Annotated in this window: 24 protein-coding genes; 19 read left to right on the top strand and 5 right to left on the bottom strand. The window is 67.1% G+C overall.

Annotation, left to right across the window (positions count from 1 at the left end; all coding sequences use genetic code 11):
• Nucleotides 1–39 precede the first annotated feature (39 nt).
• Genes FHT36_RS08540 through FHT36_RS08520 form a run of 5 tightly spaced genes read left to right on the top strand, consistent with a single transcriptional unit; the run spans nucleotide 40 to nucleotide 5,802 of the window.
• Complete coding sequence (locus FHT36_RS08540; protein WP_169122041.1) at nucleotides 40–1,095, top strand: D-2-hydroxyacid dehydrogenase family protein; 1,056 nt, start codon at nucleotides 40–42, stop codon at nucleotides 1,093–1,095.
• Between the two features lie 40 nt (nucleotides 1,096–1,135).
• Nucleotides 1,136–2,611 (top strand): aldehyde dehydrogenase, encoded by a 1,476-nt coding sequence (locus tag FHT36_RS08535; protein WP_169122040.1) that lies wholly within the window; start codon nucleotides 1,136–1,138, stop codon nucleotides 2,609–2,611.
• Nucleotides 2,608–4,050, top strand: a complete 1,443-nt coding sequence (locus tag FHT36_RS08530) for an FAD-dependent oxidoreductase (protein ID WP_169122039.1) — start codon at nucleotides 2,608–2,610, stop codon at nucleotides 4,048–4,050. Before FHT36_RS08535 ends, FHT36_RS08530 begins: the two co-directional genes overlap by 4 nt.
• A 22-nt stretch (nucleotides 4,051–4,072) precedes the next feature.
• The gene (locus FHT36_RS08525) at nucleotides 4,073–4,375 is read left to right on the top strand and encodes a DUF4387 family protein (protein WP_169122038.1); all 303 of its coding nucleotides are present in this window, start codon (nucleotides 4,073–4,075) and stop codon (nucleotides 4,373–4,375) included.
• On the top strand, nucleotides 4,372–5,802 hold the full coding sequence (locus FHT36_RS08520) for an acyclic terpene utilization AtuA family protein (RefSeq protein ID WP_210257626.1): 1,431 nt from the start codon (nucleotides 4,372–4,374) through the stop codon (nucleotides 5,800–5,802). Before FHT36_RS08525 ends, FHT36_RS08520 begins: the two co-directional genes overlap by 4 nt.
• Here the strand turns inward: FHT36_RS08520 and FHT36_RS08515 are convergent.
• Entirely contained in the window at nucleotides 5,799–6,686 is an 888-nt protein-coding gene (locus FHT36_RS08515; protein WP_169122037.1) for a LysR family transcriptional regulator, read from the bottom strand. The genes FHT36_RS08520 and FHT36_RS08515 overlap by 4 nt on opposite strands.
• Before the next feature lie 186 nt (nucleotides 6,687–6,872).
• Here FHT36_RS08515 and mmsB point away from each other — a divergent pair, with 186 nt between their 5' ends.
• The 4 genes from mmsB (at nucleotide 6,873) to FHT36_RS24930 (ending at nucleotide 11,116) form a co-directional block, all read left to right on the top strand.
• Complete coding sequence (gene mmsB, locus FHT36_RS08510; RefSeq protein WP_169122036.1) at nucleotides 6,873–7,766, top strand: 3-hydroxyisobutyrate dehydrogenase; 894 nt, start codon at nucleotides 6,873–6,875, stop codon at nucleotides 7,764–7,766.
• 34 nt (nucleotides 7,767–7,800) lie between these two features.
• Nucleotides 7,801–9,300, top strand: coding sequence for a CoA-acylating methylmalonate-semialdehyde dehydrogenase (mmsA, locus tag FHT36_RS08505; protein ID WP_169121527.1), 1,500 nt, complete (start codon nucleotides 7,801–7,803; stop codon nucleotides 9,298–9,300).
• Between the two features lie 175 nt (nucleotides 9,301–9,475).
• The gene (locus tag FHT36_RS08500; RefSeq protein WP_210257670.1) at nucleotides 9,476–10,684 is read left to right on the top strand and encodes an ABC transporter substrate-binding protein; all 1,209 of its coding nucleotides are present in this window, start codon (nucleotides 9,476–9,478) and stop codon (nucleotides 10,682–10,684) included.
• Nucleotides 10,685–10,921: 237 nt separating this feature from the next.
• Nucleotides 10,922–11,116 carry a helix-turn-helix domain-containing protein gene (locus tag FHT36_RS24930; protein ID WP_210257625.1) on the top strand — a complete coding sequence of 65 codons (195 nt, stop codon included), beginning with the start codon at nucleotides 10,922–10,924 and terminating at the stop codon, nucleotides 11,114–11,116.
• A gap of 42 nt (nucleotides 11,117–11,158) precedes the next feature.
• Here FHT36_RS24930 and FHT36_RS08490 read toward each other — a convergent pair whose 3' ends face one another.
• The gene (locus FHT36_RS08490; RefSeq protein WP_169122034.1) at nucleotides 11,159–12,103 is read right to left on the bottom strand and encodes a carbon-nitrogen hydrolase family protein; all 945 of its coding nucleotides are present in this window, start codon (nucleotides 12,101–12,103) and stop codon (nucleotides 11,159–11,161) included.
• A gap of 101 nt (nucleotides 12,104–12,204) precedes the next feature.
• The gene (locus FHT36_RS08485) at nucleotides 12,205–13,530 is read right to left on the bottom strand and encodes an MFS transporter (protein WP_210257624.1); all 1,326 of its coding nucleotides are present in this window, start codon (nucleotides 13,528–13,530) and stop codon (nucleotides 12,205–12,207) included.
• Between the two features lie 79 nt (nucleotides 13,531–13,609).
• On the opposite strand from FHT36_RS08485, the gene FHT36_RS08480 reads away from it, so the two are divergent.
• Nucleotides 13,610–14,539 carry a LysR substrate-binding domain-containing protein gene (locus FHT36_RS08480; protein ID WP_281408758.1) on the top strand — a complete coding sequence of 310 codons (930 nt, stop codon included), beginning with the start codon at nucleotides 13,610–13,612 and terminating at the stop codon, nucleotides 14,537–14,539.
• 39 nt (nucleotides 14,540–14,578) lie between these two features.
• Here FHT36_RS08480 and FHT36_RS08475 read toward each other — a convergent pair whose 3' ends face one another.
• Nucleotides 14,579–15,496, bottom strand: a complete 918-nt coding sequence (locus FHT36_RS08475; protein ID WP_169122033.1) for a LysR family transcriptional regulator — start codon at nucleotides 15,494–15,496, stop codon at nucleotides 14,579–14,581.
• Between the two features lie 287 nt (nucleotides 15,497–15,783).
• Here FHT36_RS08475 and FHT36_RS08470 point away from each other — a divergent pair, with 287 nt between their 5' ends.
• The 5 genes from FHT36_RS08470 (at nucleotide 15,784) to lldD (ending at nucleotide 20,407) form a co-directional block, all read left to right on the top strand.
• Nucleotides 15,784–16,332 carry a hypothetical protein gene (locus FHT36_RS08470; RefSeq protein ID WP_169122032.1) on the top strand — a complete coding sequence of 183 codons (549 nt, stop codon included), beginning with the start codon at nucleotides 15,784–15,786 and terminating at the stop codon, nucleotides 16,330–16,332.
• The gene (locus FHT36_RS08465) at nucleotides 16,329–17,315 is read left to right on the top strand and encodes an NAD(P)H-quinone oxidoreductase (protein WP_169122031.1); all 987 of its coding nucleotides are present in this window, start codon (nucleotides 16,329–16,331) and stop codon (nucleotides 17,313–17,315) included. The genes FHT36_RS08470 and FHT36_RS08465 overlap by 4 nt, the downstream gene beginning before the upstream one ends.
• Before the next feature lie 103 nt (nucleotides 17,316–17,418).
• Nucleotides 17,419–18,342, top strand: coding sequence for a cation diffusion facilitator family transporter (locus tag FHT36_RS08460; RefSeq protein WP_169122030.1), 924 nt, complete (start codon nucleotides 17,419–17,421; stop codon nucleotides 18,340–18,342).
• A 134-nt stretch (nucleotides 18,343–18,476) separates the two neighbouring features.
• Nucleotides 18,477–19,235, top strand: coding sequence for an FCD domain-containing protein (locus FHT36_RS08455; RefSeq protein WP_210257622.1), 759 nt, complete (start codon nucleotides 18,477–18,479; stop codon nucleotides 19,233–19,235).
• Nucleotides 19,232–20,407, top strand: a complete 1,176-nt coding sequence (gene lldD, locus FHT36_RS08450; RefSeq protein WP_169122028.1) for an FMN-dependent L-lactate dehydrogenase LldD — start codon at nucleotides 19,232–19,234, stop codon at nucleotides 20,405–20,407. The genes FHT36_RS08455 and lldD overlap by 4 nt, the downstream gene beginning before the upstream one ends.
• A gap of 105 nt (nucleotides 20,408–20,512) precedes the next feature.
• Here lldD and FHT36_RS08445 read toward each other — a convergent pair whose 3' ends face one another.
• Entirely contained in the window at nucleotides 20,513–21,196 is a 684-nt protein-coding gene (locus FHT36_RS08445) for a TetR/AcrR family transcriptional regulator (protein WP_169122027.1), read from the bottom strand.
• 144 nt (nucleotides 21,197–21,340) lie between these two features.
• On the opposite strand from FHT36_RS08445, the gene FHT36_RS08440 reads away from it, so the two are divergent.
• From FHT36_RS08440 to FHT36_RS08425, 4 genes are all read left to right on the top strand, one after another.
• Nucleotides 21,341–22,591, top strand: coding sequence for an HlyD family secretion protein (locus FHT36_RS08440; RefSeq protein WP_169122026.1), 1,251 nt, complete (start codon nucleotides 21,341–21,343; stop codon nucleotides 22,589–22,591).
• 36 nt (nucleotides 22,592–22,627) lie between these two features.
• On the top strand, nucleotides 22,628–24,229 hold the full coding sequence (locus FHT36_RS08435; RefSeq protein WP_169122025.1) for a DHA2 family efflux MFS transporter permease subunit: 1,602 nt from the start codon (nucleotides 22,628–22,630) through the stop codon (nucleotides 24,227–24,229).
• Nucleotides 24,230–24,485: 256 nt separating this feature from the next.
• Nucleotides 24,486–25,130, top strand: a complete 645-nt coding sequence (gene paoA / locus FHT36_RS08430; RefSeq protein WP_169122024.1) for an aldehyde dehydrogenase iron-sulfur subunit PaoA — start codon at nucleotides 24,486–24,488, stop codon at nucleotides 25,128–25,130.
• Entirely contained in the window at nucleotides 25,127–26,077 is a 951-nt protein-coding gene (locus FHT36_RS08425) for a xanthine dehydrogenase family protein subunit M (RefSeq protein ID WP_169122023.1), read from the top strand. The genes paoA and FHT36_RS08425 overlap by 4 nt, the downstream gene beginning before the upstream one ends.
• Nucleotide 26,078 lies beyond the last annotated feature (1 nt).

Genomic DNA, 26,078 nt, shown 5'->3' with positions numbered 1-26,078 from the left:
GGCGCGAGCCTGTGAGCAGAGATCTGACAAGGGGTATCGATGAACGAGAATAGCCCTCATCCCAAGAGCAGCATCCCGAACCCTTTCCGGGTGGCAATACTCGACGATTACCAGGGTGTGGCTGCGCGGTTCTGGCCCGAGGGCGCCATCGCAGGCGTTGAAACGGTTGCCTTCTCGGATCACGTGGCGACGTCCGAGGATCTGGTCCGGCGCCTGCGCGGCTTCCATGCGGTCATGCGCATCCGCGAGCGGACCGCCTTTCCGGCGGACGTCATCAACGCCTTGCCCGAGCTGAAGGTGATCCTCGCGACCGGTATGCGCAATGCCCGCTCCATCGACCTCGCTGCTGCCGACGCACGCGGGATCGTCGTGTGCGCGACGGATGCGCTGCACCAGACCACCGTGGAGGTGACCTGGGCGCTAATCTTCTCGCTGACGCGCCGCATGCCGCAGGAGACGGCCTCGCTGCGCGCGGGCGGCTGGCAGATCGGTCTCGGCCGCAACCTCGCGGGGCTCACCCTTGGCATCGTCGGGCTGGGCAATATGGGCATTCCCGTCTCCCGCATCGGCCAGATCCTGGGAATGAAGGTCGTTGCCTGGAGTCCCAACCTCACCCCCGAGCGCACCGCGCCCCACGGGGTGGAATGCGTGTCCAAGTCCGATCTGTTCCGCATGTCCGACGTGATCACGATCCACATGCCGTTGACGGATGCGACGCTCGGCCTCGTCGGCGACACGGAGCTCGCGGCGATGAAGAGGGATGCGGTCATCATCAACACGGCGCGTCCCCAGATCGTCAACGAGGAGGCGCTTGTCCGCGCCCTCCTGGAGCGCCGGATCGGCGGCGCGGGTCTCGATGTGTTCGAGATCGAGCCGCTGCCGAAGGATCACCCGTTCAGAACGCTCACGAACGTGGTCGCCACGCCGCACATCGGGTTCGTCACGGAAGCGAACTACGAGATCTTCTACGGGCAGACGATCGAGAACCTGCGCGCCTGGCTCGCCGGCGCGCCCATCAACCAGATCACCGCCGCCCGCCCCTTCCTGCCGGACTCGCAGGTCGCACGACAGATGTTTGCAGCGGGTCACGTCTGACCGGCCCCGAAACGCATCCAGGACATCGCCGGAGTTTCGCATGACGCAATACAAGCTCTTCATCAACGGCCAATGGGTCGAAGAACCGGGGCAGGAACGCTTTCCCGCCATCAACCCCTACACGCGCGAGGAATGGGCCTCGCTGGCGCAGGCCAGCGACCAGCAGGTCGCGGACGCCATCGCGGCGGCCCGCACGGCGTTCGAGACCCATTGGTCCAAGACCTCCGGCGCCGAGCGCGCGCGGCTGATGAACAAGCTCGCCGACCTCTTGGCCGCGGACGCGCCGCGCATGGGCCGGCTGGAGAGCGCGGACAACGGCAAGGTCATCCGCGAGACGCAGAGCCAGATGCTGTTCGCGGCGCGGCAGTATCGCTTCTTCGCCGGCTATGCGGACAAGCTCTGGGGCAAGACCATCCCGCTCGATCAGCGCGACACGCTGGACTACACGGTGCGCGATCCCATCGGCGTGTGCGTGCTGATCACCGCCTGGAACTCGCCCATGGGGCTCTTGTCCAACAAGCTCGCCCCCGCTCTGGCCGCCGGCAATTGCGTGGTGATCAAGCCCTCCGAGCACGCGTCGGCGACCACGCTGGAGTTCGCGAAACTGGTGGAGGCCGCGGGCTTCCCGCCCGGCGTCGTCAATGTCGTCACCGGCGACGCGCGGGTGGGCAAGGCGCTGCTGGCCTCGGGCCGGATCGACCGCGTGAGCTTCACGGGAAGCCCCGGCGTGGGGCGCGAGATCGCGGCCGTGGCGGGCCGGGCCCTGGTGCCGGCCACCCTGGAGCTGGGCGGCAAGTCGCCCAACATCATCTTCGACGATGCCGACCTCAAGAAGGCGATCATCGGCGCGCTGGCCGGCATCTTCGCCGCCACCGGCCAGACCTGCATCGCCGGATCGCGCCTGCTGGTTCAGCGCGGCGTCTACAACCAAGTGGTGGAGACGCTGGTGGAGCGCGCGGGCCGCATCCGGCTCGGTGACCCCTGCGATCCCGCGACCGAGATGGGCACCGCCGCCAACGAGCCCCAGTTCGCCCGCATCCTCGGCATGATCGAAGCTGCCAAGCGGGATGGCGCGACCCTCGCCGCCGGTGGCGGCGCCGCCGAAGGCCCGGGGCTCGGCAAGGGCTTCTTCGTCCAGCCGACCATCTTCAAGGATGTCCAGAACGACATGACCATCGCCCAGGAGGAGGTGTTCGGCCCCGTCCTGTCGATCCTGCCGTTCGATACCGAGGAAGAGGCCATCGAGATCGGCAACAACACCCGCTACGGCCTCGCCGCCGGCGTGTGGACGGAAAGCCTGCAACGCGCCATGCGCGTTTCACGGTCCATCCGGGCCGGCACGGTCTGGGTGAATACGTATCGCGCGGTCGCCGTGCAGGCGCCGTTCGGGGGCTTCAAGGAGAGCGGCTTCGGGCGTGAGCGCGGCGACGTGGCGCTCGATGAATTCACCAGCATTCGCAACGTGATGATCGATTTTTCCAACGAGGAGCGCGATCCGTTCGCGGTCAAGCTATGATCGAGCACGCTTACGATGTCGTTGTTGTCGGCTGCGGCATTGCGGGCCTGTCCGCTGCTGTCTCCGCCGCGGAGACCGGGCGCCGCGTGGCCGTCCTCGAGCGCTCCTGCATCGAGGAGCGGGGCGGCAACACGCGCTGGACCGAAGCCTTCATGCGCATGAAGAACGAAAACGAAGTCTCCGACGACTTCGAAGAACACTTCATGCAGAACGCGGGATGGAACCTCGATCCGTCGCTGATCGCGGAAACCGGCCGTCCCTATGCGGATTGGTCCCCCATCGTGAAGGCGCTCTCTTTCACCGATCCGGAAGTGATCTCGACGCTCGCGCGGGAGGCCGGCCCGACGCTCTCCTGGCTTCGGGGTGCCGGGATCAAATTCTCCGACATGGCGACGTATCTCATCACGTCATCCACCACCCGCATCTGCCCGGTGGGCGGGGGCCTCGCCTTGGTCGAGGCGCTTGCTGCCGCCGCCGAGAAGCTCGGCGTCGACTTCCATTACGAGACGAGCGCGCGCGGCCTCGTACGTGCCGAGGACGGGTCGGTCGCCGGGATCATGGCGCAGACGGGGGATGGCATGCGCCGTTTCCTCGGCAAGGTGGTGCTCGCCTGTGGCGGGTTCGAGGGCAATTCGGAGATGCAGGCGCGCTATTACGGGGCGCAGGCGCGCTATATCCGCCCCGTTGCCCGGGGCGGCTACTACAATCGCGGCGAGGGCATCAAGATGGCCCTCGAAGCCGGAGCGGCGCCCTGCGGCGACTACACCGAATACCACGCCGAGCCCATCGATCCCCGGTCGGGCCAGTCCGAGCCCATCGTCTTCGTGTTTCCCTATGGCATCCTGGTGGATCGCGACGGCCAGCGCTTCGTCGACGAGGCGTCGGGCACGGTGGATACGATCTATGAAAACATCGCCCGCCTGATCGGGCGGCTGCCGGGCGGAACCGCCTATGTGATCTGCGATGCGCGGTTGGACGATGTGCCGAACTGGCAGCGCACCGTGCGGAGCGACAAGAAGCCGTTCACGGCGGACACGCTGGAAGAGCTCGCGCTCCAGCTCGACATCCCGCCGCAGAAACTTGCCGCGACGGTGGCGGCCTTCAACGCCGCAACGCGGCCGGGCACGTTCAAGCCGCTCGAGTGCGACGGGCTTTCGACCGAGGGCATTTCGCCGCCAAAGTCGAACTGGGCGCTGCCCCTCGCTCAGGGGCCGTTCCGCGCGTGGCCGATCAGCTCGGCCAATTGCTTCACCTTCGGCGGGCTGCGCTGCAATGCCAATGCCCAGGTGGTCGACCACGACGGCCAGCCCATCGCCAATCTCTACGCCGCCGGCGAGACCATGGGCATCTATTACGGCCGGTATACCGGAGCGACCTCGGTGCTCCGGGGGGCCGTCTTCGGCCGGATCGCCGGCCGTCACGCCGTCGGCGCGAACTGATCCACCAGCCGGAGGCGGGGTCATGCGGCTCGACCAAATGGTGTCTGTTCTGCGCAGCAAGAATGCCGGGCCGCTGGTCCTCACGTTCGACCTCGTCTTTCCCGACGAGGAGCGCTTCAACCACGTGGCGGCCGCGGCCGAGGCGCTGCGCGCCGAGGTCGCCCGGCGCTATGGCGAAGCGCTGGAGCGGGTCGCCGTTCACATCTACCGGCCGGCGCTCGCCATCAAGATATCGATCCCCCGAAAGGTGATGTCGGGCGATCCCGGCGACCGGGACGTCTACGGCGCCCAGCAGCATGTGCCGCTCCTTGGAATAGAATTATGAACGCAATCGAGGCCCTTCTCGACGACATCGCTTCCGGCCGTCGGCGCAGCATCCGGATCCTCGGGGCGTCGGGTCAGCTCGGCTATGGCATTCCCGCGGCGGCATTCGAGGCCGGCCTTGCGCGCCGTCCCGACATGATCGGCTGCGACATGGGGTCGATCGACATCGGACCGGCCTATCTCGGCAGCGGCAGGATGGCCACCTCCCGGGCCAGCACGAAGCAGGATCTGCGCCGGGTCCTCGGCGGCGCGCGGCAGCTGGGCATTCCGCTGGTGATCGGTTCTGCCGGATCGGCGGGCGCCGCGCCCCATCTCGAAGGCACGCTGGAGCTGGTGCGGGAGATCGCGGCGGAAGATGGCCTGTCCTTCACGCTCGCCTACATTCCCGCCGACATCTCCCGCTCCGTCGTCAAGGCGGCGTTGCGGGACGGCCGTATCAGGCCGATGGATACCATGCCCGATCTGAAGGAAGCGGATGTGGATGCCGCGGCTCACATCGTCGGGCAGATGGGTGTGGAGGCCTTCCAGCGCGCCCTGCGGACGGGCGCCGACGTGATCATTGCCGGCCGCGCCTGCGATACCGGGATTTTCTCCGCCTTGCCGATCATGGCCGGCCTTCCGGTGGGGCTGGCGATCCACATGGCGAAAATCGTCGAATGCGCGTCCCTCTGCTGCCGTCCCGGCGGACGTGACGCGATCTTGGCGACGATAGACAGCGAAGGGTTCGAGCTTGAGAGCATGAACCCCGAGCGCGCCGCGACCCCGGCCTCCGTGGCCGGCCACAGCCTCTATGAACAGGCCGACCCTTTCACCATCCGCGAGCCGGCCGGGGCAGTCGATCTCTCCAACGCCCGCTTCGAAGCGCTGGACGCGCGGCGTACCCGCGTCTCCGGCGCGGAGTTTCACCCCGCTCCGCGTCAGACCATCAAGCTGGAGGGGGCCGTCGCCATCGGATCGCGCGCCGTGCTGCTGTGCGCGGCGGCGGATCCCAGCTTCATTCACCGCATTGCGGGGGTGGTCGACCGGATCAAGGACGTGGTGCGTGACCTCGTCTGCGAGAACGCGCCGGAAGACTACCAGCTCGCCTTCCGCCTCTATGGCATCGACGGCGTCCGCCCCCTCGACGTCGACGGCGTGCCGCCCTCTCCCCATGAAGTCTTCATACTCGGTGAGTGTCTCGCGCCAAACCCGGAGCGAGCCATGCAAGTGATGCGAACGACCAAGCAATATCTGCTGCATCTGGGGTTCGAGGGGCGCATGTCGACCGCCGGCAATCTGGCGTTTCCCTTTACGCCCCCGGAGGTCGATCTCGGGCCGGCCTACCGGTTCAATATTTATCACATCATGGAAGTCGACGACATTTCGTCTCTGTTTCCACTGCGACATGAGAAGATAGACAGCATAAATCAGGTAAATGCGGTGGCCTAGACCATCAGGCGCTGGCTGTGCTCCCGGGTGGTGCGCTTCAGGAACTGCCACACCGCCTGCACGCGCGCGATCCGTTTCAGCTCGGTCGGCATCATGACCCAGTAGGTCCGCTGGAAGCTGACCTCGCTGCCCAGCACCGGGCTGAAGGCCTCGTCCTGACCGACGAGGTATGACGGCAGGATGGCGATGCCGCCGCCCGATGCGACGATGGCCATCTGGGAGAAGATGCTGGTGCTTCGGATGCCGGGATTGTTGGACTGCACGAGATTCCAGATCACCGGAAGCCCCTTGGCCGGACCGCTCTCCTCGATATAGCTGACGAAGTGGTGGTCCTTGAGATCGGACAGGCGCCTGATCGGCTTGTGCGCGGCAAGGTAGGACGGCGATGCATAAAGGCGCAGCGTGTAGTCGTAGAGCTTCGTGATGAGGTAGGGGCCGCGCTCCGGGCGGTCGATGGTGATGACGATATCCGCCTCATTCCGCGCGAGAAGGATCGGGCGGGGCTGCACGATCAGGTCCACCCGCAGATTCGGATGCTGCTTGCGCAGTTCGGCGAGATCCGTGGGGAGCACGCCGACGCCGTAGCCTTCGGTGCAGCCCACCCGGACGATGCCCGAGACCGATGGCCCGGGGGCCGTCTCCTCCTGGTCCATGTTCAGGAACAGGTCTTCGATGGCCTGCGCTTCCACCAGCAGGTTGCGCCCGCGCAGCGTCAGTTCGTGGCCGGCATGGGTGCGGGTGAACACGGGCGCGCCGACGGCCAGTTCAAGCCGCTGGATTCGCCGGGCAACCGTTGTGTGCTTGACGTCCAGGCGGCGGGCCGCCTCGGTCAGCGTGCGCGTTCGCGCCAGCTCAAGGAAGAACCGCAGATCGTCCCATTCCATCGCCGCGGCCCCGCATTGTGCCTATTTGCACACTAGCCTCACATTTCGCGGCACTTCAAGCGCGCGTGCCGTGTGTTACCAACTTCCCGTGGGTACCGATCCACCGAGCGCAGCTGCGAACCCAGCCAGACGCTCAGGCCGATGCAATGCGGCGGCTGAAAACGGACGGACCGAGGGAGCAGGTTTATGTCCAGGATTGCCTTTCTCGGCATTGGGAACATGGGTTTCCCGATGGCGGCCAACCTTGTGCGCGCCGGCCACGAGGTGCACGCATTCGACATCTCCATCGAGGCCCGGCATCGCATCGCGGCGCTGGGCGCACGGGCTGCGGAAAGCCCGCTCGAGGCCGCCGAGGGCGCGGACATGGTCATCACCATGGTGCCCAACAGCCGCGCGGTTGCGGACCTCTATCTCGGCCCCGCGGGGCTGCTCGCGAACCTCCAATCCCGGCCGTTCCTTGTGGACTGCTCGACCATCGCGCCGGAGGCGGCGCGTGATGTCGCATCCGCCGCCGGGCGGGCCGGATTCACCATGCTCGATGCGCCGGTCTCCGGCGGCGTGCAGCGCGCCGCCGAAGGCACGCTGAGCTTCATGGTGGGCGGCACGGAAGACGCGCTGGCACAGGCGCGGCCGGTGCTGGAGCAGATGGGGCGGTTCGTCTTCCACGCCGGCGGCAGCGGCGCGGGACAGGCGGCGAAGATCTGCAACAACATGCTGGCGGCGGTCACCATGGCGGCAACCGCCGAGGTGATGGAGCTGGGCGCGCGCAACGGCCTCGACGCCGCCGTCCTCACCGCCATCATGCAGAAGAGTTCCGGCGGCAACTTCTTCCTGGAGCGCTGGCATCCCTGGCCGAACGTGCTGCCGGATTCGCCCTCCAGCAAAGGCTACGCCGCAGGCTTCCAGCTTGCGCTGATGCTCAAGGACCTCGGCCTCGCGCTCGACAGCGCCCGGGCCAATGGCGCGGCGGTGCCCCTGGGGGCGCTTGCGCAGAGCCTCTACGCCCTGCGCTCCAAGGAAGACGGCGCGCCCGCCTTGGACTTCTCCTGCATCCAGACCCTCTACACGCACCAGGCCTGATCGCGGCCGCCCCCCAATCCAAGGAGTTCATCCCGTGTACGGCATCGACCACTACATCGGCGGCACCTTCAGCCGCGGCTCCGGCACCCGTTCCGGACCGGTGTTCAATCCCTCCACCGGCGAGGAGATCTATCGCTGCAACTACGCGGACCGCGCCACCGTGGACGAGGTGGCCAAGGTGGCCGTCGCGGCCGGCCGGGCCTGGGCAGCCCAGTCGCAGACGCGGCGCCTGCAGGTCATCTTCAAGATGCGCGAGCTGGTGATCGCCAATATCGAGGCGCTCGCCGAGATCACCGGCCTCGAGCACGGCAAGACCATCGATGATGCCAAGGGCGAGATCGGTCGCGCGGTGGAGGCGCTGGAGTTCGCCACCAACGCGCCGCAGGTGACCAAGGGCGAATACTCCGTCAACGTCGGCGGCGGCATCGACACCTTCTCCATCCGCCAGCCGGTGGGCGTGGTCGGCTGTATCGCGCCGTTCAACTTCCCGGTCATGGTGCCGCTCATGATGGGCGCCATGGCTGTGGCTGTGGGCAATGCGGTGGTGGTGAAGCCGTCCGAGCGCGTTCCCGGTGCCACCGCGCTCGTCAGCGAGCTGTGGAAGAAGGCGGGCCTGCCCGACGGCGTGTGGAACGTGGTGAACGGCGACGCCGAGGTGGTGAACGCGATCCTGGAGCACCCCTCCATCGCCGCCATCAGCTTTGTCGGGTCCACGGGCGTCGGCGAATACATCTATCAAAAGGGCTGTTCCCACAATAAGCGTGTGGCGGCCTACACCGGCGGCAAGAACCACATGGTGGTGATGCCGGACGCGGACCTCGAGGCTGCTGCTGCTGCCTTCATCAGCGCCGGCTACGGCTCCGCGAGTCAGCGCTGCATGGCGATCTCGCTGCTGGTGGCGGTGGGCGACCAGACCGCCGACAAGCTGCGCGCCCTCATCGTGCCCATGGTGGAGAAGCTGCGGGTCGGCTCCTACAACGACAAGTCCGCCGATTTCGGCCCGCTCGTCACCGCGGCCGCCAAGGCCACCGTCGAGGCCGCCATCGACCGCGCCGTCGCGGAGGGCGCGGAGCTGGTCGTGGACGGACGCGTCTCGGTGGAAGGCCGCAACGGCTTCTATGTGGGGGCGTCCCTGGTGGATAACGTCACCACCGACATGCAGATGTGGAAGGAAGAGATCTTCGGCCCCGTGCGCGGCATGATGCGCGTCGCCTCGCTCGACAAGGCCATCGAGGTCGTGAACGCCCACGAATACGGCAACGGGGCGGTGATCTTCACCCGCAACGGCCGCGCGGCGCAGCGCTTCTACATGGAGGTGGAAGCCGGCATGCAGGGCGTGAACGTGCCGGTGCCGGTGCCGGTCGGCCACCACAATTTCGGTGGCTTGCGCCGCTCCAAGTTCGGCGACGCCCACATGTTCGGCCCGGATGCCGCGCGCTTCTACACCAAGATGAAGACCATCTCCCAGCGCTGGCCCGAGCCCGACGCCTCCCTCGATCACGCCGTCTCCATGTCCTTCCCGAGCAACGGCTGAGCAGAGCGGAACGGGGGCCGGCGGGCCAGGGGCGCGCGCCCCGCCGCCGGCGTCCCGGACCGCGCACGCATAGCGGCGAGGGGACGAAACACCCCTCGCACCTGCCGAGGCCGACAAAGGCCCGGTCAAGACAACACAATACAATAAACAAAGATGGAGGAACGCCGTGAAGCTTATGACTTCCCTTGCCGCGCTCGTCGCTTCCGTATCCTTGTGCCAAGCTGCGGATATTTCCGGCGGCGTGGTCAAGATCGGGGTTCTGAACGACCAGTCGGGCGTCTACGCCGATTTCGGCGGCCGCACCTCCGTCGATGCGGCACGCATGGCGGCCGAAGAATTCACGGCCAAGCACAAGGACATCAAGGTCGAGATCATTTCCGCCGACCACCAGAGCAAGGTGGACGTCGCCGTCGCCACGGCGAAGCAGTGGTTCGAGGTGGACGGCGTGGACGCCATCGCCGACTTGACCAATTCGGCGGTCGCCATCGCGGTGAACACCATGGGCCGGGACCTCGGCAAGGTCACGTTGATGACCGCGCCCTTGACCACGGCGCTGACCAACGAATCCTGCTCTCCCACCGGCTTCCACTGGGGCTGGGACACCTATTCCCAGTCCGTGGGAACGGCGTCCGCTCTGCTCGATCGCGGCGAGAAGGATTGGTTCATCCTCGCCGCCGACTACGCCTTCGGCGCGGCCATGACGGCCGAGCTCGACCGCGTGGTTACGGCGAAAGGCGGCAAGGTCGTCGGCCAGGTGAAGCACCCGCTGGGCGCCAACGATTTCTCCTCCTTCCTGCTGCGGGCCCAGGCCTCCAAGGCGCAGATCATCGCTCTGGCCAATGGCGGCATGGACACCATCAACGCCATCAAGCAGGCCGGCGAGTTCGGCATCGCCGCCGGCGGCCAGAAGCTGGCCGGCCTCGCCGTGGTGATCAGCGATGTCCACGCGCTGGGGCTGAAGGCGGCACAGGGCCTGATCGTCACCACCCCGTTCTACTGGGACCATAACGCCCAGACCCGCGCCTTCTCCAAGCGCTTCCAGGAGCGCACGAAGCGGATGCCCGGCGTGGTGCAGGCCGCGACCTATTCCGCCGTGCTGCACTATCTCCAGGCGATCGCAGCCGCCCGCACCGACGACGGCAGGAAGGTTGCCGACAAGATGCGTGAGATGCCGGTTCACGATGCCTACGCGCCCAACGGCCGGATCCGGCCCGATGGTCGCATGGTGACGGACATGTACCTCGTGGAAGTGAAGACCCCCGCCGAATCCAAGGGTGAGTGGGACTACTTCAAGGTTCTCGGCAAGATCCCGGAGGCCGACACCGCGGCGCCGCTCTCCGCCTCCCGCTGCCCGCTCGTCAAGACTGCGGCTCAGTCCAAGTAGTCGCTGTCGAAGGAGAGGCAGGTTCTCGTTTGGCGGTGGCATGACGGATCGTGACACCGCCAAACGCCCTGAATGGACGCGATCACAGATCGACGGACGGAGGCCGAACAATCGGCATGACCGCGGCCTGGAAGAGGTTCGGGCTGTCCATGAAAAGATGGAAGCGCGCCATACGACCGGTGCGATTGTCCTGATCCCCTGAGCCGGGGCGCCATCGAGACGCCCCGGCTTCGATGGGTGGCAACGTTCCCACTATTCGCCCGCCTGAAGCGGGCGCTCCACCGCTGCAACGGCAATGCCTCTGCCGCAGCCCGGATGCTCAAGGTGGGGCGCGGCCAGTTCGAATACCGGCTGCGGCAAGGCGATGGACCGCCCGATCGGCTGGGGCGGGGTCGCCCGGCGCCGCAACGGCGCCTCTCGAGGCGCCGTTGATCGATACTCCGGCCTTGAGTGGGTGATGCGCGTCGGCAGAGCCTAGTGGCCGGCCATGCCCTTCACCGGAACGACGGATTTGAGCGGCTCCTCGTTGACGATGAGCTTGAACAGATCGGGCCGGGAATAGTGTCCATTCACGTCGTGATCGAACTGGGCACGGGTGATGTCGTCGGTGTCGATGTCCGCCGTGAGAATGGTCTCGCCGCTGAAATCCGGTCCGGCGATGATGTTGCCGAGAGGGCCAACAATCAGGCTGCCCCCGCGCATCAGGACATCGTCGTCATTGTCGGTGATGGTATTGCGGATATCGCCGGGAAAATTCCCGCGGGACATATATTGGCAGGCCGAGAGGACGAAGCAGCGGCCTTCCATGGCGACGTGCTGCATGGAGGGGGCCCAGGTGTCGCGATCATCGGCGGTCGGGGCGCAATAGAGCGCGATGCCCTTGCTGTACATGGCCATGCGGAGCATGGGAACGTAGCTCTCCCAGCAGATGACCGCGCCCATCGGCCCCCAGGGCGTATCGACCGCCGCGAGCGTCGATCCATCGCCGCTGCCCCAGACGAGCCGCTCTGCCGCGGTGGGCAGGGTCTTCCGGTGCTTTCCAAGCAGGCTCCCATCCGGCCCGAAGAACAGCGCCGTGCAATACAGCGTGCCGCCATCCTTCTCGATGACCCCCATCGTCAAATAGATGCCGGCTGCGCGCACCGCGCTGCCCAGGCGCTCGGTCGCAGGCCCGGGCACGGCGATGGCGCGGGAGGCATAGCCGAGAAACTCCTCGCGCGTGCCCGGCCGGCGCATGCCCACACAGATCTGGAAGTCGGCCCCCTTGGGATAGCCGCCGATGAACGCCTCCGGAAACACCGCGACCGCGACGCCCTTGCTGCCGCACTCGGCGATCAGGCGTTCCGCCTTCCGGAGAGTCGCTTCACTGTCGGCGCCTTCCGTCGCAGCCTGCACGACAGCCACCTTCAACTTGGACATGTCATCTCCTTGCCGCCGGATGCCGCCGGCGGCTTCGTTCTGTTCCGAGGAGGGGAAACGGGCGCCCACCGGAGCGATCCGATGGGCCGGGTGCGAGGGTGTCAGCCCTGCGTGATGTCCTTGTCCCGGGTCTCGGGAAGCATGAACCAAAGGACGAGGAAGCAGGCGAGTGAAACGCCCGCCAGATACCAGGCGGGAATGTTGGGGTCGCCGGTCATGCTGATGAGAGCTGCGGCGAGAAACGGACCAGGACCGGCAAGGACGGCCAGCGCCACGTTGTGGCCGACGGCTGCCCCGGTGGAGCGGATGGAGGCGGGGAAGACTTCCACCAGCAGGACCACATCCATCACGGCCGTGATGGCGACGAGGATGGCGAGGATCGCCAGCGCCGTCAGGATGAGGGCGGTGCTGCCCGTATTCATCATGAGGAAGATGGGATAGGCGAGCAGCGTCAGCCCACCGGCCGCGAAGAGCAGCAGACGGCGACGCCCCACGCGGTCACTCAGCAGTCCGATGATGGGATGCGAGATCGTATAGATGACGAGCGCGATGCTGCACAGCCAGAGCGAGCTGGATTTGCTGAGCCCCACGGTCTGCGTCAGGTGGTTGTTGGCGTAGGTGATGAAATAATACAGCGACACGCCAAACAAGGACGCGAACGCAAAGCTGAGGATGAAGGCGCGAACCTTTTCGCCGCGCGCGACCTCCTGGACATTGCCGGTCGCACGGCGGTGCTCCAGCTCCACATAGACGGGCGTATCGCTGAGCTTGCGCCGGATATACATGGCGACGGCGGCCATGATGATGGAGGCGATGAACGGCAGGCGCCAGCCCCAACTGGCGAGTTCTGCCGGCGTCAACGTGGCGGAGAGCGTCGCGGCCAGTGCCGTGCCGGTCAGAAAGGCGATGCCGGCAGTGCCGGTAATGACGCTCGCGGCGGTGGCCCGGCGATGGCTGGGCGCGCTCTCGACGATATAGATGCCGGCGCTCGACCATTCGCCGCCGACCATCATGCCCTGCAGAAACCGCAGGACGATCAGGAGGATCGGTGCGGCAATGCCGATGGCAGCATAGCCCGGCAGCAAGCCGATCAGCGTGGTGACGAGCCCCATGCCGAAAACGGTGATGATGAGGACGGCCCGGCGCCCCATGCGATCTCCCACCGGGCCGAGCACCACGGCGCCCAGCGGACGCGACAGGAAGCCCACCGCAAACACGGCCAGTGAGGACAGAAGCGAAACGCCCGGCGCGGCCGAGGGGAAGAAGGTCTGGCCGATGGTCGCGGCGAAGTAGCCGTAAATGGCGAAGTCGAACCATTCCATGAAATTGCCGATGCCGACGGCAACGGCACGTTTCTTCATGTCGATCTTCTGGCCGCCCTCCGATGGGGCGTGCGGGCGCGTCTGCGCCAGATCCAGGGTGCTCACCGATGTTCCCCATTTTTGATTTCGGTGGGCAAAGGATAGGGATTAGACACAATCTATCAAACTGATAATATAAATTCCCATGATTAATGTTGCTAATATCAATCGCCTCGACCTCAACCTCCTGCTCGTTTTCCATTGCCTGATGATGGAGCGCAGCGTCACGCGCGCCGCCTCGAACCTGAATGTCACGCAGGGGGCGATCAGCTCGGCGCTGAAGCGGCTGCGGCTGCAATATGAAGACCCGCTGTTCGTGCGGACCGGCACCGGAATGGTGCCCACCCGCCGCGCGCTCGAAATCGCCCCCAAGGTCGTCGAAGCGCTGACCGCCGTGACCGCCACCTGTGCCTCGACCAGCCGCGCGCGACAGGACACGCCGCAAAGGGTGTTCAACATCGCCATGTCGGACGACATCGAAAGCTATCTGTCACCCGACTTCGTGGAGGCCTCGCGGGAGCAGGGCATCTCGTTTGCCTTCCACCAGACGAACAGCACCTTGTGGAAGCAGACCCTCTCGGACCCGGACATCGACCTCGTCCTGTGCGCTGAACCGAAGGAACTGACGTCCCAGTTCTCGGCGCAGGTTCTTTTCTCGTCGTCCTATTCGTGCCTCTACGATGGACCGCGATTGAACCTGAAAAGCCCGCTGAGCCGGGAAGATTATCTTTCCCATGAGCATGTGCGCATATCGTTCGATGGGCGCCGTGGTTTTGTGGATGACCTGCTGGAGAGCGAAGGTATTCGCCGGCACGTCTGTGCGTCGTTCACGCATTTCGGGGGCATTCTGCCCATTCTGGCCTTCGGGCGCGCGATCGCGACCCTGCCGACCTTCGCGGCCTATTCCTACGCCCGCATCGCGCGGCTCACGGTGAGCCCTGTTCCCATCTACGTGCCCTCGTTCCGCATCTTCATGGTCTGGAACGTGAAGCGAAATGGCGACCCGCACAATCAATGGCTGCGCAATCTCGTGGTGGACCGGACGCGGCGGCTGCAGCATGTATCGAGCCCTTGAGGCCTTCACGGCGCCGCGCCGGTGGCCTCGGAAATGGGCCTATGACGCCCACACGGGGGGATTGCCGATCGATGTGCGCAAGGCGTCGGTGAAGGCGCGCACCTTCGCGCTGGGCTGGGGCAAAGCGCGAAGGAGGTAGATGCCCGTGGATCCTTCGTTCCAGGGCTCGCCGCCGAGCGGCAGGCGCACGAGCTTGCGGGACTTCACGTCCGGACCGACGACCCAGCTCGGCAGAAATGCGATGCCTAGACCCGCCTCGGCCGCCGCGCGCTGGGCTTCGAAATCATCCGAACGAAAGCTCACCGTTCCATTCCCGGCATGGCCGGCCGGGCAGCCGAGCACATCGCGCCAGCCGAGGAGATCGGCGCCGTGCAGCTTGTCGATCAGCCGGTGGGATGACAGGTCTTCTGCGCTGTCGGGCCTGCCGGCCCGCGCCAGATAGACCGGGCTCGCCACCAGCAGCCGCGCGAGGGGCGCCACCTTGGTCGCGATCAGCGTGCTGTCGGTCAGCGCGCCCATGCGGATGACGACGTCGAGGCGCTCGACGACCGGATCGGCCAGCCGCTCCGTCAGATCGAGTTCGACGTGCAAAGCGGGATGCTCGGCCTGCAGGGCCGCGACGACCGGCAGCACATAGCGCTTGCCGAAGGAGGGGAAGCAGGCGATCCGCAATGTGCCGGAGACGGAGCCATCGAAGGCGGCGACCTCCGCATGGGTGTCGGCGAGTTCGTCCAGGTGCCGCTGCGCCCGCTCGTGGAGGCGCTGGCCGGCATCGGTGAGGGTGAGCGCCCGCGTCGAGCGGATGAAGAGCGCGACCCCCAGATCCTCCTCCAGCGCATCGATCTGACGGACGATCGCCGAAGGCGTCACGGCGCGGCGCCGGGCGGCTCCGGAGAAGCTCCCGGCCCGGACGACATCCACGAAGGTGGCGAGGAATTCGGCGAAATGGGGTCTCATCTTTGCGATCCGGGCAAAGCCATTTGCAGGAGGCTCCGGCTTATCGCCGATGCCGGACACTCGCATATTCGCCGCGTCAACACAGCGGCGGCGCCCCGCCATTCGGCCGGATTCATCGCAGTCGCAGAGCGCCAGCGTTCCATCTCGCAAGATATCACGGGGTCACGGAGATATTGAAATACGCCGGCCTTGAGCCGCGCGTGACCCTTTCTGCTTCGTTCCCCCACGTATCGGCGCCCGTCGCACGCGGGGCATCCCGTTCAAACGCATATCGAGAAGGCAAGACCATGAAAATTCTGACCGACAAGATCCTCTCCCAGTCGGCCTATACTGCGGAGATCGACGTTCCTTTTGAAAAGATCGACATCGCAGAATGGCTGTTCAGCCTGCCGGAAGCGGAATATCTGCGCTGCTGCCCGCCGGATCACATCGGCTCCGGCGTCACCACCACCGACGATGGCCGCCGCATGGTGATCAATGTGGAGATGATCGGCACCGGCCTCGTCATCCAGCACTACATCGCCGAGGAGGCGACGGCGAACTATTGCCGGATGAACTCGATCTCCGACGTGTTCACGCCCGTCGGCCGCACGCAGGTCAATGTGCTCTGGGAGCTGATGGCCGAGGAGATCGAGGGCGGCAGGACCCGCTACACCAACCGTGTCACCTCGCGCCCGACCGACGTGTTCATGGATTTCCTCGCCGCGCACGGCCAGACCTTCGAGCAGGCGGCCGTCGCCCGGCAGGAAGCCGGTGGCGATCACAACCGCCGGGAGACGCCGCTCTTCGCCGCCAGCATCGGACGCCGTGCGCTCGCCAGGGCCGCGGCGAAATGAAAGCCATCGTGTTCGATGCGTTCGGCCCGGCCGACGTGCTCCATCTCGGCGACGTGTCGATGCCGGAGGTTCGCCCAAGCGATCTTCTGGTCAAGGTGCACGCCGCCGGCGTCAACCGCGCCGATCTGTTGCAGCGTCAGGGCTATTACGGCCGGCAGAGCTATGGCGAAAGCGATTTGCTCGGGCTGGAAGTGGCCGGCGAGGTTGTGGCTGTCGGCAGCGATGTTGCCGACGTCCGCATCGGTGAGCGCGTGATGGCCATCGTCGGCGGCGGTGCCTATGCCGAATATGCCCGTGTCGATCGGGGCATGGCGGTGCGCATTCCGCCGGATCTCGACGATCTCGGCGCGGCGGCTGTGATGGAATCCTTCGTCACCGCCTGGGAGGCCGCCGTGCATCTGGGCGGGACGGCGAAGGACACGTCCATCCTCGTCCATGCGGCGGCGGGCGGGGTCGGCTCCGCCGTGGTGAAGATCGCCCACGCCCTCGGCGCCCGCGTCTTCGCCACCTCGAACGCCGAGCGACGCGACGACGTTCTCGCCCTCGGCGCGGAGGCGGTTTTCGACTATCGGTCCGAGGACTTCGAAAAAGGCGTGCGCGATGCCACCGGCGGGACAGGGGTCGACGTGGTCGTCGACTTCGTCGGCGGCGACTACCTCCCGCGCAATCTGCGGAGCCTCGCGCCGGGCGGTCGTCTCGTTCAGGTCGGCCTGCTGGGAGGGCAGGACAGCACGACCATTCCGCTGGCCCTCCTGCTGCACAATCATCTTCGCCTCATCGGGACGGTGATGAAATCGCGGACGGCGGACGAGAAGCGCGCCATGGTGCGGCGCTTTGCGGAAGGCGCGCTGCCTTTGTTCGCCGACGGCCGGCTGACGCCGCTGGTCGGCAGGGTCTATCCCCTCGCACAGGCCGCCGAAGCGCACCGCGCCATGGAAGAGGGCGGCGGGTTCGGCAAGGTCGTGCTGAAGGTCGCGGAGTAGAGCCGCGGCGAACCCTCCGCGTGCCCAGCTTCAACGTGGCGATTTCAAGCCGGCACCGGCCCGGGCTAGTGTGGGCCCGAACCGGGGTGGGGGAGGGGCGGGGATGACCGAGCAGGGGGTGCTGCGCATATCCATCGGCGTCACCCTGCTGCTGGCGCTGCTGGGCATCGTGTTCGGCCTGCTGTCGGGCTCCTATGCCATCGTGTTCGATGGCGTCTACGCCCTCACCGACGCCAGCATGACGGTGCTCGCCCTCGTGGTGGCGCGGCTGATTGCGACCTCCACCGCGCCGGGGGCGTCGGCCAAGGGGCTCGTGGCGCATTTCACCATGGGGTTCTGGCATCTGGAGCCCATGGTGCTGGGGCTCAACGGCATCCTGCTCATGAGCGCGTCGGTCTATGCGCTCATCAATGCCGTGGGCAGCCTCATGTCGGGCGGACGGGCCCTCGATTTCGATCAGGCGATCCTCTACGCGGTGATTACCGTGGCGGTGGCGCTCTTCATGGCGCTGTTCGTGCGGCGGGCGAACCGGACGATCCGCTCCGATTTCCTCGCCCTCGATGCCAAGGCGTGGCTGATGTCGGCCGGGCTCACCTTCGCGCTGCTCGTGGCCTTCCTCGTCGGCCTCGCGGTGCAGGGTACGCCGCGGGCGTGGATCTCGCCCTATATCGATCCGGTGGCGCTGGCGGTGGTCTGCCTCGTCATCATCCCCCTGCCGTTCGCCACGGTGAAGCAGGCGCTGGCGGACATCCTCCTCGTCACCCCGCCGGCGCTGAAGGAGCATGTGGATGCGGTGGCCGCCGCAATCGTCGCGCGCTACGGCTTCCTCTCCTTCCGCTCCTATGTCGCGCGGGTGGGGCGGGGGCGGCAGATCGAGCTTTACTTCATCGTGCCCCAGGGCTGGCCGGCCATGCGGCTGGAGCAGTGGGACGTGATCCGCGACGAGATCGGCGCCGCCATCGGCGACGACACGCCCGACCGCTGGCTGACCATCGCCTTCACCACCGATCCGGAATGGGCGGACTGAGCCTTCGGTGCCGTTTAAATTGGTCAGGCCAATTTTCCACTTGCGGCATGGCGTCACTCCGTTCATAGAGTTTTCCCGCGCCTTATGGCGATATTGGACTGACCAATATCCCGATGCCGCGCGGGAGCCGCCCCTTGGCCGACCTGACCGACACCATCGAAGCCCTCATCGCCGAACGGGGCCTTCAGCCCGGCGCGCGCCTGCCGGCCGAGCGGGCGCTGGCGGCGGAGCTGAACGTGTCGCGGCCCACGCTGCGCGAGGCCATCCGGCATCTTGCGAGTCGCGGCCGGCTGGTGAGCCGCAGGGGCGGGGGCACCTATGTGGCCGCGCCGGCCGATGCGCCGCTGGCGCAGGCGCTCGGTCCGCTGGCGGCGGAGGCGGCAGGGGAGCCGGGCTACTGGCACGACGTGATGGAAATCCGCAAGTCGCTGGACGCGGACATGGCCTTCCACGCCGCGCTGCGCGCCGGCCCGCAGGACAAGGCGAACCTTCAGGCGGCGCTGGAGAATGTCATCTCCGCCGGCGCCACCGATGCAGCCACGCAGGCGAAAGCCGATTCCGCCTTCCACATGGCGGTGGCGGAAGCCTCCCACAATGCGGTGATGCGGCAGGTGATGGCGGGCCTCTTCGACCTGCTGCGCCACTCCATCTCCCGCAGCCTCGAAAAGCTCTACCTCATTGCGAGCACCGCGCAGGCGCTGGACGACCAGCACCGCGCCATCGCCGCCGCCATCATCGCGGGACGGCCCGAAGAGGCGCGCAAGGCCGCGCTGCTGCATCTCGAATTCGTCGAGGAAACCCTGCGGGAGATCGAGGACGACGCGGCGCGCCGCCGTCGCTCGTCCCGCGTCGCCCAACGCCAGAACCAGCAAGAGAAAGAACTGACGCCGTGATCATCTCCTCCGCCTCGGACTATCGCGAAGCCGCCCGCCGGCGCCTGCCGCCCTTCCTGTTCCATTACATCGACGGCGGCGCCTATGCGGAAGTGACGCTCGGGCGCAACGTCTCCGACCTCACCCAGCTCGCGCTGCGCCAGCGCGTGCTCAAGAGCGTGGGCGACGTGGATCTGTCCACGACGCTGCTCGGCGAAAAGCTCGCCATGCCCATGGCGCTGGCCCCGGTCGGCCTGTGCGGGATGTTCGCCCGCCGTGGCGAGGTGCAGGCGGCCAAGGCCGCGCTCGACAAGGGCATCCAGTTCACCCTCTCCACCGTCTCGGTGTGCCCCATTGAAGAGGTGCGCGCCAAGGTGGAGAAGCCGTTCTGGTTCCAGCTCTATGTGCTCAAGGACCGCGGCTTCATGAAGAACGCGCTGGAGCGCGCCTGGGCGGCGGGCATCCGCACGCTGGTCTTCACCGTGGACATGCCGGTGCCCGGCGCGCGCTATCGCGATGCCCATTCCGGCATGTCCGGCCCCAATGCCGCGGTGCGCCGCATGGTGCAGGCCGCGCTTCATCCCTTCTGGGCCTATGACGTGGGCCTGATGGGCACGCCGCACGATCTCGGCAACGTCTCCGCCTATCGCGGCAACAAGACCACGCTGGAGGATTATGTCGGCTGGCTCGGCGCCAATTTCGACCCCTCCATCGGCTGGCGCGATCTCGAATGGATCCGCGAGTTCTGGAAGGGCCCGATGGTCATCAAGGGCATCCTCGATCCGGAGGACGCCGAGGACGCGGTGCGCTTCGGCGCCGACGGCATCGTGGTGTCGAACCATGGCGGCCGGCAGCTCGACGGCGTGCTTTCTTCGGCCCGCGCGCTGCCGCCCATCGCCGACAAGGTGAAGGGGAGCCTCGCCATCCTCGCCGATTCCGGCATCCGCTCCGGCCTCGACGTGGTGCGCATGGTGGCGCAGGGGGCGGACGGCGTGCTGCTGGGCCGCGCCTTCGTCTATGCGCTGGCGACCGACGGCCAGAAGGGCGTGGAAAACCTGCTCGATCTTTTCGCCAAGGAGATGCGGGTGGCCATGACGCTCACCGGCGCGCGCAACCTCTCGGAAATCTCCAGCGAAAGCCTCGTGCGCGAGGTGGAACAGCCGCTGAAGAACATCTCCGCCGCGGCGGAGTGAGGGGAGGGAGCTCAGCTACCCCACCAACCGCTCCGCGCGGTCGCGCCTTACGCTCCTCGGGGCCGGCTTTGGCCGACCTCGACTTTCATGGACCCGCGCCCGGCATCAGCCGGCGGGCTTGTCCTTCGGCCCGTAGGCGGCCAGGAACACCCGGACGGCGCGGCCGACCGTGCGTTCGATGTCCTCGGGCGTCGGCCCTTCCGACACGCCGAACATGAGCGCCTTCACCTGATTGCCCTGGCAGAGGTTGAAGAACTCGAAGGCGGCGGCCTGGCAGTCGTCCACGTCCAGCCGGCCCAGCTCCACCTGCCGCTGAAGCAGCTCGGCGAGGCGGCGGCCACCGTGGCACGGGCCGGTCTCGAAGAAGGTCTGGCCGATGGCTGGAAATTTCTCCGCCACGCCGAACACCATGCGCACGAGCCGGATGTGGTTCGGCCGGATCATCATGTTCATGAACGTGACGCCGATGCGCCGCAGCAGGCTCTCGACATCCGCATCCGCCTCGTCGAACTCGAACAGGCGTTCGGCGGACTGGCGGCGGTCGGCCTCCACCAGCGCGCGGAACAGGTCCGCCTTGCTCTGGAAATAGACGTAGATGGTGGCCTTGGAGACCGCGGCCGCGCGGGCGATCTCGTCCATGCTCGCGCCATCGAAGCCCTTGTGGAAGAAGACGCGGCGCGCGCCGTCGATGATGTCGAGGCGCTTCTTCGCCTCCATATCCTGTTCGGCGGGCGAGGGGGCGTTCCCGTCCGTGGCGCGCTCCTTGGCGCGTTCGAGTGCCTCGTTCATGTCCGCCCTCCTTCGGCGGGTTCCTGCATGGGACCGTTCCAACATTTTGTCAAAGTAATTGACTAAACCGTTCAGTTCAATATAGTGCCCGCAGATTTTGACTAAACCGTTCAGTCAGGCCCCAGCTGGCCGGGAGAGACCAAGGTGGCTCAGATCATCAAGAAGGAAGCGGCGGCGCCCGCTCTTGCACCCGAACCGCAGCCGGATGCCCAGTCCGAAACCCCCTCGGCTGGCGTGACCGTGCTCAAGGCGCGGCGGGAGGAGACCCATCCCGCCGCGCCTGCGGTGGAAGCGGAGGCTCCGGCGCCCGCCAAGGCGCGCTCGCGCAAGCCCTTCATCTTCGGCACGGTCCTCGCCGTCCTTGCGGTGGCCGGCGGCTGGTATGGCCTCAACTGGTGGCAGGTGGGCCGCTTCCAGGTGTCGACGGACGACGCCTATGTGGCGGCCGACACGTCCGTCATCGCGGCGAAGGTCGGCGGCTACGTGAAGAGCGTGGACGTGGACACCAACCAGTGGGTCAAGGCCGGCGACGTGATCGCCCGCATCGATGACGGCGACTATCGCCTCGCCCTCCAGTCGGCGGAAAACAAGATCGCCACCCAGGAGGCGACCCTGTCCCGCTTCGACCAGCAGGAGACGGCGGCCCGCGCCACTGTCGACCAGATGAAGGCGCAGCTCGCCTCGGCCGAGGCCGACCAGAGGCGTGCGCAGGCGGAATTCGACCGGCAGGACAAGCTCGCCCGCTCCGACTTCGCCAGCCGCTCCACCCTCGACAATGCCCGCGCCGACAAGGACAAGACCGCCGCCAGCGTCGAGGCCGCCAAGGCCGCCATCGCCTCCGCCGAGGCGCAGGTGGTGGTGCTCGCCGCGCAGCGCACCGAGGCCTCGCACGTGCTCGACGAGCTGAAGACCGCCCGCGACCAGGCGAAGCGCGACCTGGACTTCACCGTCGTGCGCGCCCCCATCGACGGGGTGGTCGGCAACCGCGCCGCGCAGGTGGGCCAGCTGGTGCAGACCGGCACGCGCCTCGTCGCCGTGGTGCCGCTGGAGAGCGTCTATGTGGACGCTAACTTCAAGGAGACCCAGCTCGGTCGCCTGAAGCCCGGCCAGAGCGTCAACGTCTATGTGGACGCCTATCCGGACCACGACTTCGCCGGCAAGGTGGTGAGCGTGTCGCCGGCCTCCGGCTCGGTGTTCAGCCTGCTGCCGCCGGAGAACGCCACCGGCAACTTCACCAAGATCGTGCAGCGCATTCCCGTGCGCATCGCCATTGATCCCAAGGTGCTGGCCAAGCATGAGCTGCGCCCCGGCATGTCGGTGACGGCGACGGTGGACACCAAGTCCGCCCCCGCCACCTCCACGGCCGCCGCGCCCACCCCTTCGCCCGCGTCCTGACGCGCGCGCCCTGAGCCCGGGACAGGAGTCGCGGCCATGGCCGACACCCTGACACTGAAGCCATCCGCAGCTGGCGCCGGCGCCCCTCCGGCCGCCCCCTCCGCGCATGTGGACGGGCGGCGCATGTTCGCCTTCCTGTGCATGGTGTTCGGCATGTTCATGGCGATCCTGGACATCCAGATCGTCTCCGCCTCGCTGGCCGAGATCCAGGCCGGCCTTGCCGCCTCCTCGGATGAAATCTCCTGGGTGCAGACCAGCTACCTCATCGCCGAGGTGGTGATGATCCCGCTCTCGGGCTTCCTGTCGCGTGCGCTGTCCACCCGCTGGCTGTTCGCGGCCTCGGCGGCGGGCTTCACGATCATGAGCTTCATGTGCGCGACCGCCTCGTCCATCAACGAGATGATCGTCTATCGCGCGCTGCAGGGCTTCCTCGGCGGCGGCATGATCCCCACCGTCTTCGCCGCCGCCTATTCGGTGTTCCCGCGCGAGAAGCAGCCCATCGTGGCGCCCATGATCGGCCTCGTGGCGACGCTGGCGCCCACCATCGGCCCGACGGTGGGCGGCTATCTCACCGACCTGTTCTCCTGGCACTGGCTGTTCCTCATCAACGTCATCCCCGGCATGTTCGTGGTGCTGGCGGCGGTGACGCTGATCGACTTCGACGAGCCGGACTTTTCGCTGCTCGACAAGTTCGACTGGTGGGGCCTGCTGTTCATGGCGGGCTTCCTCGGCAGCCTCGAATTCGTGCTGGAAGAGGGACCGACCAACGACTGGTTCGAGGACCAGTACATCGTCGCCTTCGCCATCGTCTGCGCCGTGTCCTCCCTCGCCTTCTTCGCCCGCGTCTTCTCCACCGACCATCCGGTGGTGGATCTGCGCGCGTTCGAGAACCGCAATTTCTCCATCGGCTCGGCCTTCAGCTTCATCATGGGCATCGGGCTCTATGGGCTCACCTATCTCTATCCGGTCTTCCTCGGACGGGTGCGCGGATACTCGGCGCTGCAGATCGGCGAGACCATGTTCGTCACCGGCATCGCCATGTTCGTCACCGCGCCCATCGCCGGGCGGCTGATGACCAAGATCGATCCGCGCATCATGATGGGCGCGGGCTTCGCCGCCTTCGCGGTCGGTACGTGGTGGGTGACCTTCATCACCAAGGACTGGGACTTCTGGGAGCTGTTCGTCCCGCAGATCCTGCGCGGCGTCGGGCTGATGATCGCGATGATCCCCATCAACAACATCTCGCTCGGCACCATGCCGCCGGCGCAGATGAAGAATGCCTCCGGCCTGTTCAACCTCATGCGCAATCTCGGCGGCGCGGTGGGCCTCGCGCTCATCAATACGGTGCTGAACAACCGCTGGGACCTGCACATCGCCCGGCTGCACGAGCATGTGGAATGGGCGAGCGCCACGGCGGTGGAGCGGCTCGATACCATCACCGCCGGCTTCGCCAAGCTCGGCTCGGACGCCTCGGCGGCGGCGCTGAAGCAGATGGCCGCTTTGGTGCGCCAGCAGGCGCTGGTGATGGCCTTCGCGGACGTGTTTTACCTCCTCACCTTCCTGTTCTTCGCGCTGGTGATCGCCTCGCCGCTCATGCGCCGGCCGAAGCCCGGCGCCGGAGGCGGCGGGGGCCACTGAAGGGTCCGGCCGCAGACGCCAGTCTCCCTCGTCATGGCCGGGCTGGACCCGGCCAATCCCGCGCGCCGAGGCGGCCTGACGCTTCCGTGATCCCATTTGCGGAACCGCACGTTCTCACTCGCGTTGGAAGCCGGTTCGGCCGGGCTGGTCTGGCAGGCCGAGCCGATCCGTGCGCATCCTGACGGCAACGGCCCTGCGCGCCGCACCACATCCGATTCCAGCCACAGGCACCCATCCGAAGGAGGATCAGGCACCCATGGCGAGCCCCCATGATCTCGATATCAACCGGCGCGACGTGATCCTCGCCGGGGCCGCAACGGCGGTCGCCTCCTCCCTTCCCGGCGGTACCGCAGCCGCGCCTGCGCCGCTGCTGGCGGGGTCCGGCCCCAACCATGCGACGGTCTCCCTCACGGTCAACGGCGTGATCCGCGAGCTGGAGGTGGACACCCGCACCACGCTGCTCGATCTGCTGCGCGAAAACCTGCACCTCACCGGCACCAAGAAAGGCTGCGACCACGGCCAGTGCGGCGCCTGCACGGTGATCGTGGACGGGCGGCGGATCAATTCCTGCCTGTCGCTCGCGCTCATGCACGAGCACCAGAGCGTCACCACCATCGAGGGGCTGGGCTCACCCGACCAGCTCCACCCCATGCAGGCGGCCTTCGTGGAACATGACGGCTACCAGTGCGGCTATTGCACACCGGGGCAGATCTGCTCGGCGGTGGCGGTGATCGCCGAGGTGAAGGCGGACATTCCGAGCCACGTCACCGAGGATCTCACCGCGCCCATCGACCTCAGCGAGGCGGAAATCCGCGAGCGGATGAGCGGCAACATCTGTCGCTGTGGCGCCTATTCCAACATCGTGGAGGCCATCGTCGAGGTGGCCGGGAGGCGCGCATGAAGCCCTTCACCTACGAGCGCGCCTTGACCCCGGCTGACGCCGCGGGCGCGGCTGCCTCGACCCCCGGCGCCCGCTTCATCGCCGGCGGCACCAATTTGCTCGATCTCATGAAGCTCCAGATCGAGACGCCCGCCCACCTCATCGACGTGAACGGCCTCGGCCTCGACCGCATCGAGGCGAGCGAGGACGGCGGCCTGCGCATCGGCGCGCTGGTGCGCAACACGGACCTGGCCGCCGACGCGCGGGTGCGGCGCGACTATCCGGTGCTCTCCCGTGCCTTGCTGGCGGGCGCCTCCGCCCAGTTGCGCAACAAGGCGACCACCGCCGGTAACCTCCTCCAGCGCACCCGCTGCCCCTATTTTTACGACCCCGCGCAGGCCTGCAACAAGCGTGCGCCGGGCAGCGGCTGCGCGGCCATGGGCGGCTATTCGCGCCAGCTCGCCATCATCGGCGGCAGCGACGCCTGCATCGCCACCCATCCCAGCGACATGGCGGTGGCCATGCGCGCCCTCGATGCGGTGGTGGAGACGATGGGGCCCACCGGCGCCACCCGGCAGATCGCGATGGCGGACTTCCATCGCCTGCCCGGCGATACCCCGCACATCGAGACCGCTTTGGAACCCGGCGAGCTCATCACCGCCGTCACCTTGCCGAAGCCGGCGGGCGGGCGGCAGGTCTATCGCAAGGTGCGCGATCGCGCCTCCTACGCCTTCGCCCTCGTCTCCGTGGCGGCGGTGATCCAGGCGGACGGATCGGGGCGCATCGCGCTCGGCGGCGTGGCGCACAGGCCGTGGCGGGTGGAAGAGGCGGACGCCGAGCTGCCGCGCGGCGCGAAGGCGGTGTCCGAGCGCCTGCTCGCGGGCGCCAGGCCCACGCCCGAGAATGCGTTCAAGGTGACGCTCGTGGAGCGCACCCTCGGGGCCGTGCTCGCGGACGGGAGGAACTGAG

It is taken from the genome of Xanthobacter sp. SG618, assembly GCF_012932745.1.
Lineage (GTDB): Bacteria > Pseudomonadota > Alphaproteobacteria > Rhizobiales > Xanthobacteraceae > Xanthobacter > Xanthobacter flavus.
This window is presented reverse-complemented; position numbering and strand designations above follow the sequence as displayed.